The organism is Duganella sp. sic0402 (assembly GCF_019219065.1).
Taxonomy (GTDB): Bacteria; Pseudomonadota; Gammaproteobacteria; order Burkholderiales; family Burkholderiaceae_D; genus Rugamonas.
Map to the genome: position 1 here is coordinate 198,112 of NZ_JAHUWK010000007.1, position 15,452 is coordinate 213,563.

The following is a 15,452-nucleotide window of genomic DNA, read 5'->3' on the forward strand; positions in this document are numbered from 1 at the left end:
CTTACGCGGCCTCGCGCAGCAGCCAGCGCCGCAAGGTGCCTGGCCTGCGCTGATACACCACGGCGCCCGGCGCGCAGACCTGCATCACCGTGCCCATGCCGGGCCGGCACCACAGGTCCAGCGCGGCGCTGATCTTGGCGGCGCGCTCGCGCATGCCGATCAATCCCCAATGCCCCGGACGCTCGCCGTTTGCCAGCACCTGTTCATCGATGCCGCGCCCGTCGTCGCGCACGCGCAGCGTGAAGCTGCTGGTGGCGTAGCCCAGTTCCAGCTCGATGCGGCTGGCGCCGCCATGGCGGAATGCGTTCAGCAATGCTTCGCGGCCGATGTGGTACAGATGATCACGGCCCTCTTCGGTGAGCGGGGTTTGCTGGCCGGTGACGATCAGCGCAAAGTCGGCCGCGTGTTCCTCGCGCAGCTGCTGTCCCAGCTCGCCGAACATATGCGGCAGATCGTGGTGGTGATCCTGCACCTTGCGCAGGCCGCTCACCTGATTGCGGCCTTCGGCGATCACCTGGTCGGCTTGATTAAGGATTTTCTCCACCAGCTTGTAGGCCTCGCTGTTCGCCGGCAGGCGCCGCAGCAGCGTCTGCACGCGCAGCATCAGCCCTTGTACGCTTTGCAGGAAAGTGTCGTGCAGGGTACGGGCGATGCGTTCCCGTTCGTCGGCACGATCCTCCAGGCGCCTGCGCAGTTGACGGGTGACGTGGCGCAGCCGCAGCCGGTAGGCTATCCACAGCAGCAGGCTGGCGGCCGCCGCGCACAACAGCTTGAACCACGCGGTCTCGACAAACGTGGGCGGAATGCTGAAGGCCAGCGAGGCTTCCTGCGGATTCCATACGCCGTCGTCATTGGCGGCCATGACGCGGAAGCGGTAATGGCCTGGATCGAGGTTGGTATAAAAGGCCTGGCGGCGGGTGCCGGGATCTTGCCAGTCGCGGTCCACGCCATCCAGCCGGTAGCGGAAGCGCACGCGTTCCGGCACGCTCAGGCTCAACGCCGTGTAGTCGATGCGCAGGCTGCTGGTGGATTCAGGCAGCTTCAGGCCAGACAGCGGGATGTAATGCTGCTCGCCCACCACCACGTCCTGCACCAGCACTGGCGGCGGCACCGGATTGCGCGCGATATGCGCCGGATTGATCCAGTTGATGCGATTGGCGGTTGCCATCCACAGCAGCCCGTCGTCGCCCATCACCAGCGAGGGCATGGGACGCAGCTGCGAGGCGGCGCCCAGCAAGCCATCGTGCGCGTCGAAGCGCTCGTACTCGACTTCGTGCGCTGGATTGTTCATGATCTGCCGCACTTGCGCAGCGGCGACGCGGGTCAGGCCCTCCACGCCGAACAGCCACAGGTCCCCCTTTGCTGTGAGCGCGATGCCGGACACGCCGCGGAATATTTCGCCTTTTTTTCCATGCAGCGGGTGAAAGCGCTGGCCGTCAAACCAGGCCACGCCGCGCTCGCCGCCGGCCCACAATTGCCCGCCACTGCGGTATAGCGTCAGCACATTGCCAAGCTCCAGTCCCTGCTCGCTGCTGTAGATGCTGGTACGCTCGCCATCCAGCAAGGCGATGTGATTGCGCAGGTAGCCGGCCCACAGCGCGCCGCCGTCGCCCGCGACCAGGCTGGTGGGGAACTGGTCTGGCATGATCAACTGGGGAACAGGCAAGGGAGGCTGGCGCTGCCAGGCTCCGTCCTTTAACAGGTACAGCCCCTCGCGCACGATCGAGACCCACATGGCGCCGCCGGCTGCCTCGCTCATTGCTTGCACTTCGTAGCTTAACGCCTCGTGCGGCAGCGGATAACGCGCCACCTGCGTGCCTTGGGTGCGCCAGACCGCCGCGCCGCTGCCGGCCCAGAGTGCACCGTCGCTGGCGCGATACAAGGCCGAAATTCGCTCGGCCTGCGTTTGCCGCCGTGCGCCTTCCGCTCCGAGTGCGTGCAGCGCACCGCTGCGGTCACCGGCCCATACGCCATCACCATTCATCGGCGCGATAGCCGGATGGTCGAACAAGGCCTGCAAGGGCAGCGTCATCAGGCGATTGCGGCGGAAGCGGTTCAATCCTCCAGATGAACCTATCCAGACATTGCCTTCGCGATCCTGGAAAAAGCTTTGCGGCAGGCCACCGCTCAAGTCCTGCGGTTGCGGCGGTGCGCTGCTACCGGCAGGGCGCCGCTCCAGGCCTCCGGAGCGAAACAGCCACTGGTTGCCGTCGCGGTCGAAATACATATTGCTGCCCATGGCCTGCGGTGCCGCGTTGGTTTTCTCTTGCGGCGCTTCAGGCAGCAGATGATAGTAGCGGCCGTCATCGGTCGCCCACAGCGTACCGTCCGGCGCTTGCGTGATGGCGGTCAGGTCGCCGGCGGGCCACGCGGGGCGGAACGGTGAGTGGCTGTCGGCGCGGCTGTAGGCACCGCCCAGCATCGCCGCCCACTGGCGGCCGGTTTGGTCGAAGAATACCTGGCGTGCGCGCCGCGCGGGCAGGCCTTCGCTCGCGCCGACGCTGACGAAACGCTCGCCGTCCAGCCACGCCAGGCCATCGCGCGCCGCCACCCACAGCTTGCCGTCCGGTGCGCGGGTAATGCTGGTGATGGCGCCAGCAGGCAGGCCCTGACCGGGATTGAAGTGGCGTACCTGTCCATTGTGGAAGTGGCTGATGCCGCCGCCCATGCGGTAGCCTACCCATAGGCCGCCTTCTGGCGGCGCGTACAGCGTGCGTACATTGGAGGACAGCAGGGCGTGCCCTCCGACGCTGTCCATGCGCTCATAGCGCTTGCCGTCGAAGCGGTACAAGCCGGCGCCTGCGGCCAGCCATAGCCAGCCGTCGCTGGTTTGGGTGATGCTGAGGATATCGACTGGTGCGCCGTCCAGCGCGCCCCAGGAGGTATGGGTAAATTGTTCGAGCAGGCGTGCTGCCGGTTGCTGTGCCCTGGCATATTGCGGGGCGCACAAGAGCATGCCGCACAATGCGGCCGCAGCGGCATGCAGGAGCAGGGTAGCGCGTGCAGTCGTCATGATCCGGGCGATATAGGAATATGATCATTTTAGCACCTATCCAGTCGCAAGTTTATACCCCCCAAAAGAGGGGGCAAGTATCGATCAATACCGGTGATGTGCGAAACAGCGCCTGTCTTTACACTATGCGCACGATTTAACTACCTGGAGTAACGCTAAATCATGAAAATGTATATCGTATCGATCGCCGTCGGCCTGCTGGTTGGCCTGATCTATGGCTTCCTCAACGTGCGCTCGCCGGCACCGCCGGTGATCGCGCTGGTCGGCCTGCTGGGTATCCTGGTGGGGGAACAGCTGCCGCCGCTGCTGCGCCAGTTGTGGCAACCGCCGGCGCAAGAGCAGAAAGTGTCGTGGATCGAAGACCACGTCAAGCCACATTGTTTCGGCCAACTGCCGTCCGCACAAAAATCCGATGAAACCCGGAGCACCTAAATGACTCAAGCAAATCAAACTCCTGACCTGATCCTGCATCGCGGCCTGTTTACCACGCTGGACCGCAGCAACCCGACCGCCGAAGCGGTCGCCATCAAGGATGGCAAGTTCATCGCCGTCGGCCGCGCCAATGAGGTGATGGCGCTGGCCGGACCGAACACCAAGGTGGTCGACCTGCACGGCAAGCGCGTGCTGCCAGGCCTGATCGACAACCACTGCCACATCATACGCGGCGGCCTGAATTTCAACCTGGAGCTGCGCTGGGACGGCGTGCGCTCGCTGGCTGACGCGATGGCCATGCTGAAGGCGCAAGTCGCCATCACGCCAGCGCCGCAATGGGTGCGCGTGGTGGGCGGCTTCACCGAACACCAGTTCGCCGAAAAGCGCCTGCCGACCATCGAGGAGCTGAACGCAGTGGCGCCGGACACGCCGGTATTCATCCTGCACCTGTATGACCGCGCGCTGCTGAACGGCGCCGCCCTGCGCGCTGTTGGCTATACCAAGGACACGCCGGAACCGCCGGGCGGCCAGATCCTGCGCGACGGCTCGGGCAACCCGACTGGCCTGCTGTTGGCCAAGCCGAATGCGGCTATCCTGTATTCGACGCTGGCGAAGGGGCCGAAACTGCCGCTGGAATACCAGGTCAACTCGACCCGCCACTTCATGCGCGAGCTGAATCGCCTGGGCATCACCGGCGTGATCGACGCGGGCGGCGGCTTCCAGAACTATCCGGAAGACTACCAGGTGATCCAGCAGCTGTCGGACGAGCAGCAGCTGACCGTGCGCCTGGCCTACAATCTGTTCACGCAAAAGCCCAAGCAGGAGAAGGAAGACTTCCTGAACTGGACGCAAAGCGTCAAGTACCAGCAGGGCGATGATTACTTCCGTCACAATGGCGCGGGCGAGATGCTGACTTTCTCGGCGGCCGACTTCGAGGACTTCCGCGAGCCGCGTCCCGACATGCCGCCGAATATGGAAGACGACCTGGAAGGCGTGGTGCGCGTGCTGGCGCAGAACCGCTGGCCATGGCGCATGCATGCGACCTACGACGAAACCATCAGCCGCGCGCTGGATGTGTTCGAGCGCGTCAACCAGGAGATTCCGCTGCAAGGCCTGAACTGGTTCTTCGACCACGCCGAAACCATTTCCGACCAGTCGATCGACCGCATCGCCGCGCTGGGCGGTGGCATCGCCGTGCAGCACCGCATGGCCTATCAGGGCGAATACTTCATCGAGCGCTATGGCCACGGCGCGGCCGAAGCCACGCCGCCGATCAAGAAGATACTGGAGGCGGGCGTGAAAACCTCGGCCGGCACCGACGCCACCCGCGTCGCGTCGTACAACCCGTGGGTGTCGCTGGCCTGGATGATCACCGGTAAAACCGTCAGCGGCGCGCAGCTGTACCCGCGCGCCAATTGCCTGGACCGCGAACAGGCGCTGCGCATGTGGACCGAGAACACCACCTGGTTCTCCAACGAGGAAGGCAAGAAGGGCCGCATCGAAGTAGGCCAGCTGGCCGACATGATCGTGCCGGACAAGGACTTCTACGCTTGCGCCGAAAGCGAAATCTGGGACCTGACTTCGGAGCTGACGCTGGTCGGCGGCAAGATCGTCTACGCGGCTGGCGCCTTTGCCAGCCATGACCTGCCACCGCCGCCGGCGATGCCCGACTGGTCGCCGGTGCGCCGTTTCGGCGGCTATGCCGGCTGGGGCGAGAAGCAGGGCACCAGCCGCGCCGCGCTGAAGGAGCTGGAGCAGCGCCAGCTGAAGCAGAAGCGTGAGCGCGAACAGCAGGCCGCCGCCTGCGGCTGCGCCAACAATTGCAATGTGCACGGCCACCAGCACGCCAACTCGTGGGGCAGCAAGGCGCCGGTGTCGGATCTCAAGTCGTTCTGGGGCGCGCTGGGTTGCGCCTGCTGGGCGGTGTAATGCATGCCCCGTCGATAGCGACGACCGCGGCGCAAAAAGCGCCGTGGATACGCTGGGTATGCCTGCTGCTGCTGTGTGCCGCCTATCTTCAGGGCGGCATCAACAAGCTGATGGACTTCAACTCGGCCATCGGCGAGATGCAGCATTTCGGCCTGTCGCCGGCAGCGCCTCTGGCGGCGCTGGTGATCGCGCTGGAGCTGGGCGCTTCAGCTGCCATCCTCACCGGCTATTACCGCTGGCTGGGCGCGGGTTTCCTCGGCGTGTTCACGCTGATGGCCACCTTCGTCGCCAACCGGTTCTGGGAGATGGGCGGGCAGGAGCGCTTTATGGCGGCGAATAGTTTTTTCGAGCACCTGGGCCTGACCGGCGCCTTCCTGCTGGTGGCCTGGCTCGATTTACAGAAACAGAAAGGTAGTAATGGAACGCGGTGATATCAAACAAGGCGTCACGCTGGGCTTTTTGGCCGGCTACGTCGACACGCTGGGCTTTGTCGGCCTGTTCGGCCTGTTCACGGCGCACGTGACGGGCAACTTCGTCCTGATCGGCCGCGCGCTGATCGAGCCGTCGCAATCGATCGCCATCAAGCTGATGGTGTTCCCGGTGTTTATCCTGTTTGTCGCGCTGGCGCGGCTGGCGATTGTGCGCTGGGAACGCAATGGCGGCAAGGTGCTGCGCAACAGCTTCCTGTTCCAGTTGTTCATGATGCTGGCGACGGTGGTGTGTGCATGGCATGCGGCGCCGGTGGTGGAAGCCTCCGCGCCATTGACGCTATTGACCGGCATGCTGTGCGCCGGCGCAATGGCGGTGCAGAACTGCTACGGCAAACTGTTGCTGGGTAAAACCTCGGCCACCACCGTCATGACGGGTAACGTCACGACGCTGGTGATCGAGGCGGTGGATTCGATGCGCGGCGATCCGGAAGCGATCAACCGCTGCAAGAAGCTGACCTGGCCGGTGCTGTCGTTTGCCGCCGGCTGCATGCTGGGTGGCGTGGCGTTTGTCTATACAGGCTTCCACGGCCTGCTGCTGCCGTGCGTGCTGCTGGTGTGGCTGGCCGCGTCGGCCAAGGATTAAATCGAGATAATGCCGCGTTTGAGGGCGATCGTCACCGCATGGGTGCGATCGTTCGCGGCCAGCTTGGCCAGCACGTTCTTCATGTGGGCCTTGACGGTTTCTTCGGAAATCGACAGGCGTTCCGCGATGCGGCGATTGGAATGTCCACTCGCCGCATGATTCAATACTTCCATCTCGCGTGAACTCAATGGCCCCTGGCCCATGTGCTGGGCCAGTTCCATGGCGATCTCCGGCGGAATGCGGCGCTGCCCCATGTGCACGCCGCGCACCGTGTCCAGCAAGTCCTTGCGCAAAGTGCTCTTCAACAGGAAACCTGCGGCGCCGCCTTGCACGGCGCGCAGGATCTGCGCGTCGCCCTTGTAGGTAGTGAGCATGACCACGCGCGCGTTGTTATGCTCGCGGCGGATTTCATGCAGCGCGCCGACGCCATCCAGCTCCGGCATGGCGATATCCATGATGGTGACATCGGGCCGCAGGCGCTCGAAGGCGTCCACGGCCTCGCGGCCATTGCATGCCTCGCCAACCACACACATATCGGTTTGGCTGGAAATAGCTTCGCCCAGGCCGGCTCGCAGCAGGGGGTGATCGTCGACGACGAGCACGGAAATCGGGCGGGGAGAGGTACGCATGTCCATATGCTTGATTTTACAGAAATTGCTGACTTATTGCTGACGCAACTGCGTGTAATTCAGCGGCAGCCAGTCATAGCCTTTGCCGTCCACGCGCAGATGGCCCAGGCCAGGGAAGGATAAGTGGGCCGCGCCAACCAGCGCGCCTTCCTTGGCCAGTGCCGGGAATACCTTGGCGCGTGCGGCGGCGGCGGTCTTGGCGTCGCTGTCGAAGCCGATCGTCACTTCCGGATGCGCCAGCTGCACGGCGGCGACGTGAATCAGGTCGCCGACCAGCACCAGCTTTTTGCCCTTGCTCTCGAAGGTATAGATGGTGTGGCCTGGGGTATGGCCGTAGCTGGAGGTGGCGCGCACGCCTGGCGCCAGTTCGGTGTCGCCGCTGAACGGCTTCAGTTGCTGGGCGGCGGCGTAAGGCGACAGCGAGGCGATGGCGCCCTGGAAGAAGCCTTTGCTGTCGGCCGGCGCCTGTTCCAGCTGCGTCTGGCTGAGCCAGAAGTCGGTGTCACGCTTGTCGGCGCGCACCACGGCGTTGGGGAAAATCCGCTGGCTGTTGCCAGCCAGGCCGCCGACGTGGTCCGGGTGCAGGTGGGTCAGATAGATTTCATCGACTTGCTCTGGCTGATAGCCGGATGCCTTGATATTCGCCGCCAGCTTGCCCAGCGTCGGGCCGAACAGGCTGCCGGCGCCGGTGTCCACCAGAATCAGTTTGCCGCCGGTGTTGATCAGGAAGCCGTTGACCGAGGTTTCGGTGGGCGTGGTCTGGAAATTGCGCGCCAGCGCTTTCTTGGTGACTTCCGCCGGCTCGTGCAGCAGTTTGTCGATCGGCAGGTCGACCGTGCCATCGCTGAGCGCGGTGACTTCAAAGTCGCCCAGCATGATGCGTTGAAAACCGGGCGCGTTGGTGCCGGCCAGCGGCGCGGCGGCAAAAGCGGAAGTGGTAGCGGCCAGGGCCAGGGCGGAAACGAGGGTGGTGAATTTCATGTGCTCAGTCCTTTAATTAATTTACTGATGAACGAAGTATGCATCTTTGCAAAAAATGGCACAATATGGAAAAAGGCAAATGAAATTTGCTAATTGTGCAAAGATGAGGGAAGCATGATCGATAGCTTAAAGTGTTTTGTTACTGTGGTGGAACTCAGCAGCTTGTCCAGGGCGGCGGTGCAGCTGGAGATGGCCGTGTCATCCGTCTCGCGCAAGATCGACGCGCTGGAGACGGAACTGGGCGCCAAGCTGCTGCTGCGCAGTTCGCGGCAGGTGGTGGTGACCGACGCCGGCGAGCGCTTCCTGCCGCGCGCCCGCAATATCCTGGCTGAACTGGCAGAGGGCAAAAGCGCGGTGCAGGAGCTGGACACCGAGCCGCGCGGACTGCTGACGGTGACCGCGCCAGCCGCCTTCGGCCGCCTGCATGTGGCGCCGGCGATCGCTTCCTTCCTGCTGCGCCACCCGCTGATCGAAATCGACCTGCATGTCAGCGATGATGTGGTGGACTTGTCGGCGCGGCGGGTGGATGTGGCGGTGCGCGCCGGCGTGCTGCCAGCCAGCGATCTGGTGGCGACTTATCTGGCGGGCATGAACCGCGTGGTCAGCGCCAGTCCGGATTATCTGCGGCGGCATGGCTGGCCCAGGACGCCTGAGGATTTACTCCATCACCAGTGCCTTACGGTAAACGGGCGCGTGCCGCCGCGTGGCTGGTGGCGCTTCAAGGGCGTCAATGATTACCAGCCCTTGCCGGTGAAGGGGAATTTGCGTTGCGACGATACCGACTCGCTGCTGCATGCGGCGATCAGCGGGGCAGGCATCGTCCACCTGGCCAACTGGCTGGCCAGTGACGCCATCGTGGCTGGCCAACTGGTGCCGGTGTTTCCGATGTTGCCGGTGGAGAGGGATGAAGGGCTGCGCCGCGATCCTAACGAGCCGGCGATCCATGCGGTGCACATGCCGGGCCGCTCGAACCAGGCCAAGGCGCAGCTATTGATACGTCATTTGAAAGACTACTTCGGCAGCCCCGCCTACTGGGATGTAGCGATGGAGGCTGCCGGGGCAGGCAAGGCGCGGGACGAGTAGCTTAGTCCCAGTCGCCGCCACCGCCGCCATCATCCCAGCCGCCGCTGACGCCGAAGTCATTGCCGCCCATATCATCGCGGCGCAGCAGTTCATCGCGCGAGGATGGGTCGTCGTAGACGATGTCGTTGCGTGGCTGATCGTGCGACGCTGCGTTGGCTTCGTTATGGTTGCCGGTGAACTGGCGCGCAATCGCTTCCGCCGCCACAAAGCCCGCACCCACCGCCGCGCCGGTCGCCAGGCCGCCCATGATGCGCGACCCCATGCCCGGTTGCTGCTGCTGAGGATAGCCCGGCTGACCGTAGCCTTGCTGCTGCGGATAACCCTGCTGGCCCCAACCAGGCTGATTTACGCCCTGCTGCGGATAGCCGCCCGGCGCATAGCCCGGCTGCGCGCCTGGATTGTAGCCGGCCGGGTTGTACTGGTCACCCATGGCCTGCTGCTGTTGGCGGCGCTGCATGAAGCGCGTCGCCAGCCAGATAAAGCCAGCCAGGCCAAGACCGATGATCAGGATGCCGCTAAAAGAAAAGCCCTTGCTTTCAGGCTCCCTAGCGTAGCCGCCGCTTTCATAGCCTTTGCTGCGCGCAGGTTGCTGCGCATAGCTTTTGGTGCCCTGGTCGAGCAGCGTGCGCAGCTTGCTGATCGCTTCCGGTTTGACTTTCGGCAGGCCGGGCGACAACTGCTCGGCCTTGGCCAGCGATGCGCGCGCGGATTCAAATTGGCCTTGCTTGGCCTGCAACTCCGCCTGCACGAAATAAGCGGTGCCGCTTTTCGGGTGGGCGCTGATCACTTGATCGAGCATGCCCTGCGCTTCGGCATATTTGCCGGCGCTGGCAGCCGCGTAGACCTCCTGGACGGTGGGCTCGGCGGCAAATACAGGAGCCCCCAGCGCCAGGGCGCTAGCGAGCAGGGTAATGCGTGCAATAGATTTAGCCGTCATGTCATACCTCCTAGTGAAGACAGGCCTGAGATGATGGTAGTTTAGGCTATTTTCAAGGAAGTGAAGGTTAGCCAATGCTTAAGGGCGTGCGGTCGCACACGCCGGAGCGATTTCCTCCGGACCTGTCGGGAGGCTGGCCAAAATTTGTCGACAATCGTCCCACCTTTTTTGCATTTTCGTCGTCAGAATTTCAGCTCGGCACGCACGCTTATGCGGGCGTAACTTGCTTTCTTGGTGGTGGTTTCAAAAATGTTGTTACGGACATGAGTTTCATTGATAATCTCGCCTTGATGGGGAAGTAAATTATCCAGGCTGACGATCCAACGGTTTTTTGGATTAACCGTCCAATTGAGATTGGCGCTCAATTTTGCCGAGTGTGACTCATAAGTTCTTTGTGTAACCTGATTACGGTACCAATTGCCAGGAAGATAGTTCGCATCGACATCCAATTTCACAGGCCAATCCTTCATTGCGTACGTCAGGCCTAATTTGGCCCGCCAAGGGTTTTGACCTTCCATACGGTTGTCTGGCACAGGTATGTCACTAAGCTCTGAATGTGCCCATCCTAGGCTACCACGCACTTCAATTTTTGGTGCCGTTTTCCAAACATCACTTGCAATCAAGCGAAGCTCAAGATTAAGGCCTCGAAGTTGCGCATTGCCCAAATTTGTCGGACGTAGTACATAGCGTGGCTGCACTGACCAAGCAACATTAGTCAGAACTAACTCGTTGCCGACCTTTCCCTTAATATCGCGCGCATAAAATTCAAACGTGATCTGACTGTCTTTACTGATTCCAAGCTCGTAACTCAGGTTCAGGGCGGTTGCACGTTCAGCTTGCAACATCGGATTCCCCATTCTGTCTGCGGTATCGACGGTATTCATGGCACATCCCACGAGTGGCGAGCATGGGGCATACGAATTTACGCTGGGCTGCAACAGCAATTGACTGCTGTCCGGCGCTTTGTAATTACGTGCTAGAGACGCCCTAAATTGCTGTTTCGTATCGTGCTCCATCTTTTTTGAAACATGCAAAGAGGGTGACCAAAGCCGGTAGCTTACTTCCTGAGTAATGCTACCTTCACGTATGTTAAATCGCTGCTCTTCTGCTGATACCCCCAAATTAATGGCGAACAGCTTATTGATACGCCAGGCATCCTGCGCAAATAAGCGATAATTATTTTCTGATAAATTGCTGTTGACTCCCAAAACACTTAAACTCGTATCGGTCATGCCATTGAGTCGAAAATCACGGGAAAACTGCAGTCGCTTATGCGTAATTTGCGAGCCAAGTTTGACATCGTGACCGCTCTTAGTGCCTCTGCTGTAATCAAGTGAAAAACTGTCTATTGCTTGTTTGTTCCCCAACTCTTGCTGACGCAGTATATTTTCACTGAATGAATCTTGAAGACGATTGTACGAATCACTATTCAATTTATTCCGACTTAATCGAAGCTTCAAATCCAACTCGCCATTTTCACGTTGGTCATATTTCCAAGTCATTGGCAAGCTAAACCCGTAAAAAGGCGACTTGCCGTTCTGCTGGATCGACATTGTCTGCCCGGAAGGCGAGTTGCGCAGGTCTGTTGAGTGTTCTTTTTGCGTCACTTGGCCCATATCAGGCCGCACGCTAAAAGTATTTTCGGCATCAAGCTTATATGCCAACTCACCGGCGATAGACAGTAATTCGATGCGACTCTGACCATTTTGTTGGCCCAAGTATTCAATCACCGGCAAGATTCCATCCATGCCATTGCGTTGCACATAGGTACTGCTGCGGGGGCTATTACTCTGCCGTGCAGAAACGTTTAGGTTCAGACTCAAAGGACTGTCCTGACTGAATTGGTTAATTCCCCAGCTGGCATTAAACCCGAAATTTCCCGCCGAGCTATTTAACCCGGTATTTGCATACTGAAAACTCCTGCGCTCGATTCTTCGACTGACGATATTGATTGTTCCCGCAATGCCAAATGGCCCAGTTTCAGCGGTAGTCGTTTTTATTATCTCAATTCGTTCAACCTGCGCAAGATCAATTTCCAACGCACTTTTTCCAGCAGGTGGATGGCCATCAACCAGGATCTGTGTGTAATTTGGAAGTCCTAATAAGCCAATTCGCCCATCTTTTCCGATAGTTACCGCAGGCTCACGCCTCAATAACTCAGAGACGTTCTGTAGTGCACTGTCGACTATACTTTGGCGGCCAATAATTAATTTCCCTGCCGCAAAGTCTCTGCTTGCCTCGGTGTCCGATTGACGGCCGTTGACAATGACTTTTTGTTGTACGGTTGAATCGATGCTTTGTAGGCTAGCTTCTTGTGAATATGCAGATGCGCTAATCAATGCGAGCCCGCATAAAATTTCAAATTCTATTTTCATTTTTAAAACTCCAAAATAAAAACAATTTGGAGTAAGTGCGCTTATTTGCAGCAGAAGTTAGAAGGACTTGACGTGTATATGTAGTATCAATCAGGGTTATATCTGCATATATCTTCGCAAGCTGCTTCGCATTTTTGGTGAAATTTTTCCAATTCCCTCTTTTGGGATGCTTCCAAGATTTTCAATTTTTCCGGATCGGTTTCTTTTGAAATGGCTTCTCGATATTTTTCTTGCAGTTTAATCTGTTCTACCTCGTATTTATTGACTTCAAGAATGCGAATGTTGCATCGGCGGGTGCATTCAGTCTTTTTGGTAATTTTTCCAATATTTTCAAATTGCGCAGAAGCACTGGAAGCCATGAAACAAAAAAACATAACGAAAATGTAAAAACCTCTTTTCATGCCTTCGATACTTTCAAATAAAAATTAAGGCCGAACTGAAAATCAAAATGCTAATTGGCCGCGATCGCAAATCATCTAATACGTTTTGCGGTCGAGGACAATTTTGCTATCTATAAAGAAGTACAGACCTCAACGCATCCCTCCGTGTTCTCCTAACCAAATAACGCAATGCAACGTTAAATGCATTGCATTTTTGGTGAGCGGGGGGGTATTATTAGCAGCTGGAATACCCGAGGCAAGGATCATTGCAATAGTAAAATTGGAGATAGTTTTTTACGTAACATTGCGATCCCTAATTAATTTAATGGAAAACAATGATATGTATATAATTTAAAAATATTAATGAAATACTGAGAAATCTTCAGCGAGCATACCATCTTATAATTAAAAAAAAGTCACTAATTATCACACCCATAGTATCCTTTGCCAAATTACACTGCTGTTACGCTCAAGGCCAAGGTATTGGGCGCGTAGCAGGATACTTACAAAATTAATGACAGAACCCGCAATTTCTGCAGCTAGGGTGGACAGTGATCATGGACCGCAATGGGCGCGACAAGGTAGTGCTGGCCCCATTTTCCGACAACGGCTTCTTCATCCGCATTCGGTGGCGTATCTGGAGTTCGGACGCGATGGCAAGGGAACAGTGACGCAGGTAACTTTTCATGGCATCGGCGAGCCGATTGTTCATAAGCGTATTGGCGTGCTACTGCTATAAACCGGTGCGCCTGGATCTGAGGCTGCGGATCCTTCGATTCGTGGCCGGAATACGGAATTTGCGCCGTTGTGATTGCTAAGAGATCGTGCGTCGTCGTATCGACGGGCTAGCGCCCAGCACGTGTAATCAACCATCTACGTCATCCTGCGCAACCTGATGTCATCGCAAAGGGCGACAACGAGCGCACGGAACTGTAGCGCCTACTTACTATGGCGAAGAAATGGGAATCTGAGAGGCCGGTCTACACGCTCGGCTTGTGAGTAGCCTGACAGATCAAGTCCCTTGGGAAATACTGCCGAAGCAAGCTATTGGTTTTTTCATTGGAACCGCGCTGCCAAGGTTTTCGCAGATCTCAGAAGTAGACTTGGACATCGGTCGCCAACTTGAACCGCTTGTGCTCGGCTAACTCTTTATCTGTATCCCACGTAAGGGATTCGTAGCGCTCCTGCGGCAGTTTCATGGCGTGCTGAATCAGTGCATCCAGGGGGCGCGCGATCTGCTGCCGACGCAGGGCGCACGCTAATCGAAATGGCATCTTTGAGGCGGACGACTGTCGGGCCTGAGCTATTACCGCTAAGGAGCATGCTTCACCAGGCGCGAAATTTCTCGGACTACGGGTTAGGCCAGCTTGAGCGGTGAGGGAATCGGCGTTGCAGCCACGCCTTGGCTGGCGGCGATCAGATTGGCCACAGTTTCGGCGGTGGCGGCGGACAGGGTCCAGCCCAGGTGGCCGTGGCCGGTATTGTAAAACACGCCAGGCACCTTGCCGGGGCCGACGCGCGGCATCAGGTCCGGCATCATCGGTCGCAGGCCGGCCCATGGCGTGATATTGCGTGTGCTGATGTCCGGGAAGTTTTGCTGTACCCAGCCGGTCAGCGGCGCGATGCGGTCGGCGCGGATGTCGCGGTTATGGCCGTGGAATTCTGCGGTGCCGGCTACCCGCAAGCGGTCATCGCCAAGGCGGCTGCACACCAGCTTGACGGTGTCGTCGACTAAGCTGACCTGCGGTGCCGCCTGGCGGCTGGTGGCATCGTCCAGTTGCACTGTGACGGAATAACCTTTCACCGGATAGACATTGACGCTGTCGCCCAGTTGCGCGGCTAGTTCGCGGCTGGCGGCGCCGGCGCAGATCACCGCCGCGTCGTAGCGGCTGATCTCCGCGCCATCGCCTTGCAGCACCGTGACATCGACGCCATGGTTGCTGGCGCTGATCTGCACTACCTGCTGGTTGTAGCGCAGCTGCGCGCCGTGGCGCTGCGCCGCCTGCGCCAGGCCGGTGGTGAATTTGTGGATGTCGCCGCTGCTGTCGCTCTCGGTATAGTGGCCGGCGTAGTAGTCGCCTTGCAGCGCGGGTTCGATGGCGCGCATTTCATCTGTTGTGACGGCGCGGCGCGGTACGCCGGCGCGTTCCAGCAATTTGGTCACGGCGGCGGCATGTTCGAATTCTTCGCGGTCGCGGTGCAGGTGCAGGATGCCGCGCTGGGCCAAATCGAATGCGATGCCTTCTTCCGCAGCCCATTGGAATAGATGCTCGCGCGCGCCGACCGCCATGCGCGCCAGCGCGATGGTGTTGTCGTGATAGCGCGGCATGGCGCCGATGAATTCACCAAACCAGGATAGCTTGTGCCAGGTCGGATGCGGGTGTACCAGCAGCGGCGCATCGCCGCGCAGCATCCATTGCAGTGCCTTGCTGATGGTCGAGCGGTGATTCCACACTTCGGCATTGGAGGCCGACAGCTGGCCGCCGTTGGCATATGAGGTTTCCATCGCCGCGTAGCGATGGCGTTCCAGCAGGGTGACGGCGAAGCCGCGCTTCGCGAGGGCATAGGCGGTGGTCACCCCGGTGACGCCGCCGCCGATGATGGCGATGGTTTTCATGA

12 protein-coding genes and 1 pseudogene are annotated in these 15,452 nt (G+C 59.3%); 5 read left to right on the top strand and 8 right to left on the bottom strand.

Features of this window, described 5'->3' with window-relative positions:
• Nucleotide 1: 1 nt before the first annotated feature.
• Nucleotides 2–3,013, bottom strand: coding sequence for a triple tyrosine motif-containing protein (locus tag KW842_RS17975; RefSeq protein WP_218305472.1), 3,012 nt, complete (start codon nucleotides 3,011–3,013; stop codon nucleotides 2–4).
• 162 nt (nucleotides 3,014–3,175) lie between these two features.
• On the opposite strand from KW842_RS17975, the gene KW842_RS17980 reads away from it, so the two are divergent.
• The 4 genes from KW842_RS17980 to KW842_RS17995 are packed head-to-tail and all read left to right on the top strand — an operon-like array spanning nucleotide 3,176 to nucleotide 6,448.
• Nucleotides 3,176–3,445 (top strand): XapX domain-containing protein, encoded by a 270-nt coding sequence (locus tag KW842_RS17980; RefSeq protein ID WP_218305473.1) that lies wholly within the window; start codon nucleotides 3,176–3,178, stop codon nucleotides 3,443–3,445.
• Complete coding sequence (locus tag KW842_RS17985; protein WP_218305474.1) at nucleotides 3,446–5,374, top strand: amidohydrolase; 1,929 nt, start codon at nucleotides 3,446–3,448, stop codon at nucleotides 5,372–5,374. It begins immediately after the preceding gene.
• Entirely contained in the window at nucleotides 5,374–5,805 is a 432-nt protein-coding gene (locus KW842_RS17990) for a DoxX family protein (protein WP_218305475.1), read from the top strand. Before KW842_RS17985 ends, KW842_RS17990 begins: the two co-directional genes overlap by 1 nt.
• Nucleotides 5,792–6,448 carry a YoaK family protein gene (locus KW842_RS17995; RefSeq protein WP_218305476.1) on the top strand — a complete coding sequence of 219 codons (657 nt, stop codon included), beginning with the start codon at nucleotides 5,792–5,794 and terminating at the stop codon, nucleotides 6,446–6,448. Before KW842_RS17990 ends, KW842_RS17995 begins: the two co-directional genes overlap by 14 nt.
• Here KW842_RS17995 and KW842_RS18000 read toward each other — a convergent pair.
• Both KW842_RS18000 and KW842_RS18005 read right to left on the bottom strand, forming a co-directional pair.
• The gene (locus tag KW842_RS18000; protein ID WP_307729848.1) at nucleotides 6,445–7,077 is read right to left on the bottom strand and encodes a response regulator; all 633 of its coding nucleotides are present in this window, start codon (nucleotides 7,075–7,077) and stop codon (nucleotides 6,445–6,447) included. The two genes, KW842_RS17995 and KW842_RS18000, sit on opposite strands and share 4 nt — an antisense overlap.
• Nucleotides 7,078–7,110: 33 nt before the next feature.
• A complete protein-coding gene (locus KW842_RS18005) occupies nucleotides 7,111–8,058 on the bottom strand; it encodes an MBL fold metallo-hydrolase (RefSeq protein WP_218305478.1) in 948 nt (315 codons plus the stop codon).
• Between the two features lie 114 nt (nucleotides 8,059–8,172).
• On the opposite strand from KW842_RS18005, the gene KW842_RS18010 reads away from it, so the two are divergent.
• Complete coding sequence (locus tag KW842_RS18010; RefSeq protein WP_218305479.1) at nucleotides 8,173–9,141, top strand: LysR family transcriptional regulator; 969 nt, start codon at nucleotides 8,173–8,175, stop codon at nucleotides 9,139–9,141.
• A gap of 1 nt (nucleotide 9,142) precedes the next feature.
• On the opposite strand, the gene KW842_RS18015 is transcribed toward KW842_RS18010, so the two are convergent.
• The 5 genes and pseudogenes from KW842_RS18015 to KW842_RS18035 all read right to left on the bottom strand — a co-directional run bounded on the left by KW842_RS18015 (nucleotide 9,143) and on the right by KW842_RS18035 (nucleotide 15,450).
• Entirely contained in the window at nucleotides 9,143–10,078 is a 936-nt protein-coding gene (locus KW842_RS18015; RefSeq protein ID WP_218305480.1) for a tetratricopeptide repeat protein, read from the bottom strand.
• A gap of 182 nt (nucleotides 10,079–10,260) precedes the next feature.
• Nucleotides 10,261–12,453 carry a TonB-dependent siderophore receptor gene (locus KW842_RS18020; protein ID WP_218305481.1) on the bottom strand — a complete coding sequence of 731 codons (2,193 nt, stop codon included), beginning with the start codon at nucleotides 12,451–12,453 and terminating at the stop codon, nucleotides 10,261–10,263.
• 86 nt (nucleotides 12,454–12,539) lie between these two features.
• The gene (locus KW842_RS18025) at nucleotides 12,540–12,854 is read right to left on the bottom strand and encodes a hypothetical protein (RefSeq protein ID WP_218305482.1); all 315 of its coding nucleotides are present in this window, start codon (nucleotides 12,852–12,854) and stop codon (nucleotides 12,540–12,542) included.
• Nucleotides 12,855–13,820: 966 nt separating this feature from the next.
• Nucleotides 13,821–14,053: pseudogene (locus tag KW842_RS18030) on the bottom strand (IS30 family transposase); the annotation flags it as partial.
• Between the two features lie 137 nt (nucleotides 14,054–14,190).
• The gene (locus tag KW842_RS18035) at nucleotides 14,191–15,450 is read right to left on the bottom strand and encodes a D-amino acid dehydrogenase (RefSeq protein WP_218305483.1); all 1,260 of its coding nucleotides are present in this window, start codon (nucleotides 15,448–15,450) and stop codon (nucleotides 14,191–14,193) included.
• Nucleotides 15,451–15,452 lie beyond the last annotated feature (2 nt).

Excerpts from the sequence above, each read along its gene's own strand:
- KW842_RS17975 (WP_218305472.1), bottom strand. The coding sequence starts at position 3,013 with ATGACGACTGCACGCGCTACCCTGCTCCTGCATGCCGCTGCGGCCGCA.
- KW842_RS17980 (WP_218305473.1), top strand. The coding sequence starts at position 3,176 with ATGAAAATGTATATCGTATCGATCGCCGTCGGCCTGCTGGTTGGCCTG.
- KW842_RS17985 (WP_218305474.1), top strand. The coding sequence starts at position 3,446 with ATGACTCAAGCAAATCAAACTCCTGACCTGATCCTGCATCGCGGCCTG.
- KW842_RS17990 (WP_218305475.1), top strand. The coding sequence starts at position 5,374 with ATGCATGCCCCGTCGATAGCGACGACCGCGGCGCAAAAAGCGCCGTGG.
- KW842_RS17995 (WP_218305476.1), top strand. The coding sequence starts at position 5,792 with ATGGAACGCGGTGATATCAAACAAGGCGTCACGCTGGGCTTTTTGGCC.
- KW842_RS18000 (WP_307729848.1), bottom strand. The coding sequence starts at position 7,077 with ATGCGTACCTCTCCCCGCCCGATTTCCGTGCTCGTCGTCGACGATCAC.
- KW842_RS18005 (WP_218305478.1), bottom strand. The coding sequence starts at position 8,058 with ATGAAATTCACCACCCTCGTTTCCGCCCTGGCCCTGGCCGCTACCACT.
- KW842_RS18010 (WP_218305479.1), top strand. The coding sequence starts at position 8,173 with ATGATCGATAGCTTAAAGTGTTTTGTTACTGTGGTGGAACTCAGCAGC.
- KW842_RS18015 (WP_218305480.1), bottom strand. The coding sequence starts at position 10,078 with ATGACGGCTAAATCTATTGCACGCATTACCCTGCTCGCTAGCGCCCTG.
- KW842_RS18020 (WP_218305481.1), bottom strand. The coding sequence starts at position 12,453 with ATGAAAATAGAATTTGAAATTTTATGCGGGCTCGCATTGATTAGCGCA.
- KW842_RS18025 (WP_218305482.1), bottom strand. The coding sequence starts at position 12,854 with ATGAAAAGAGGTTTTTACATTTTCGTTATGTTTTTTTGTTTCATGGCT.
- KW842_RS18035 (WP_218305483.1), bottom strand. The coding sequence starts at position 15,450 with ATGAAAACCATCGCCATCATCGGCGGCGGCGTCACCGGGGTGACCACC.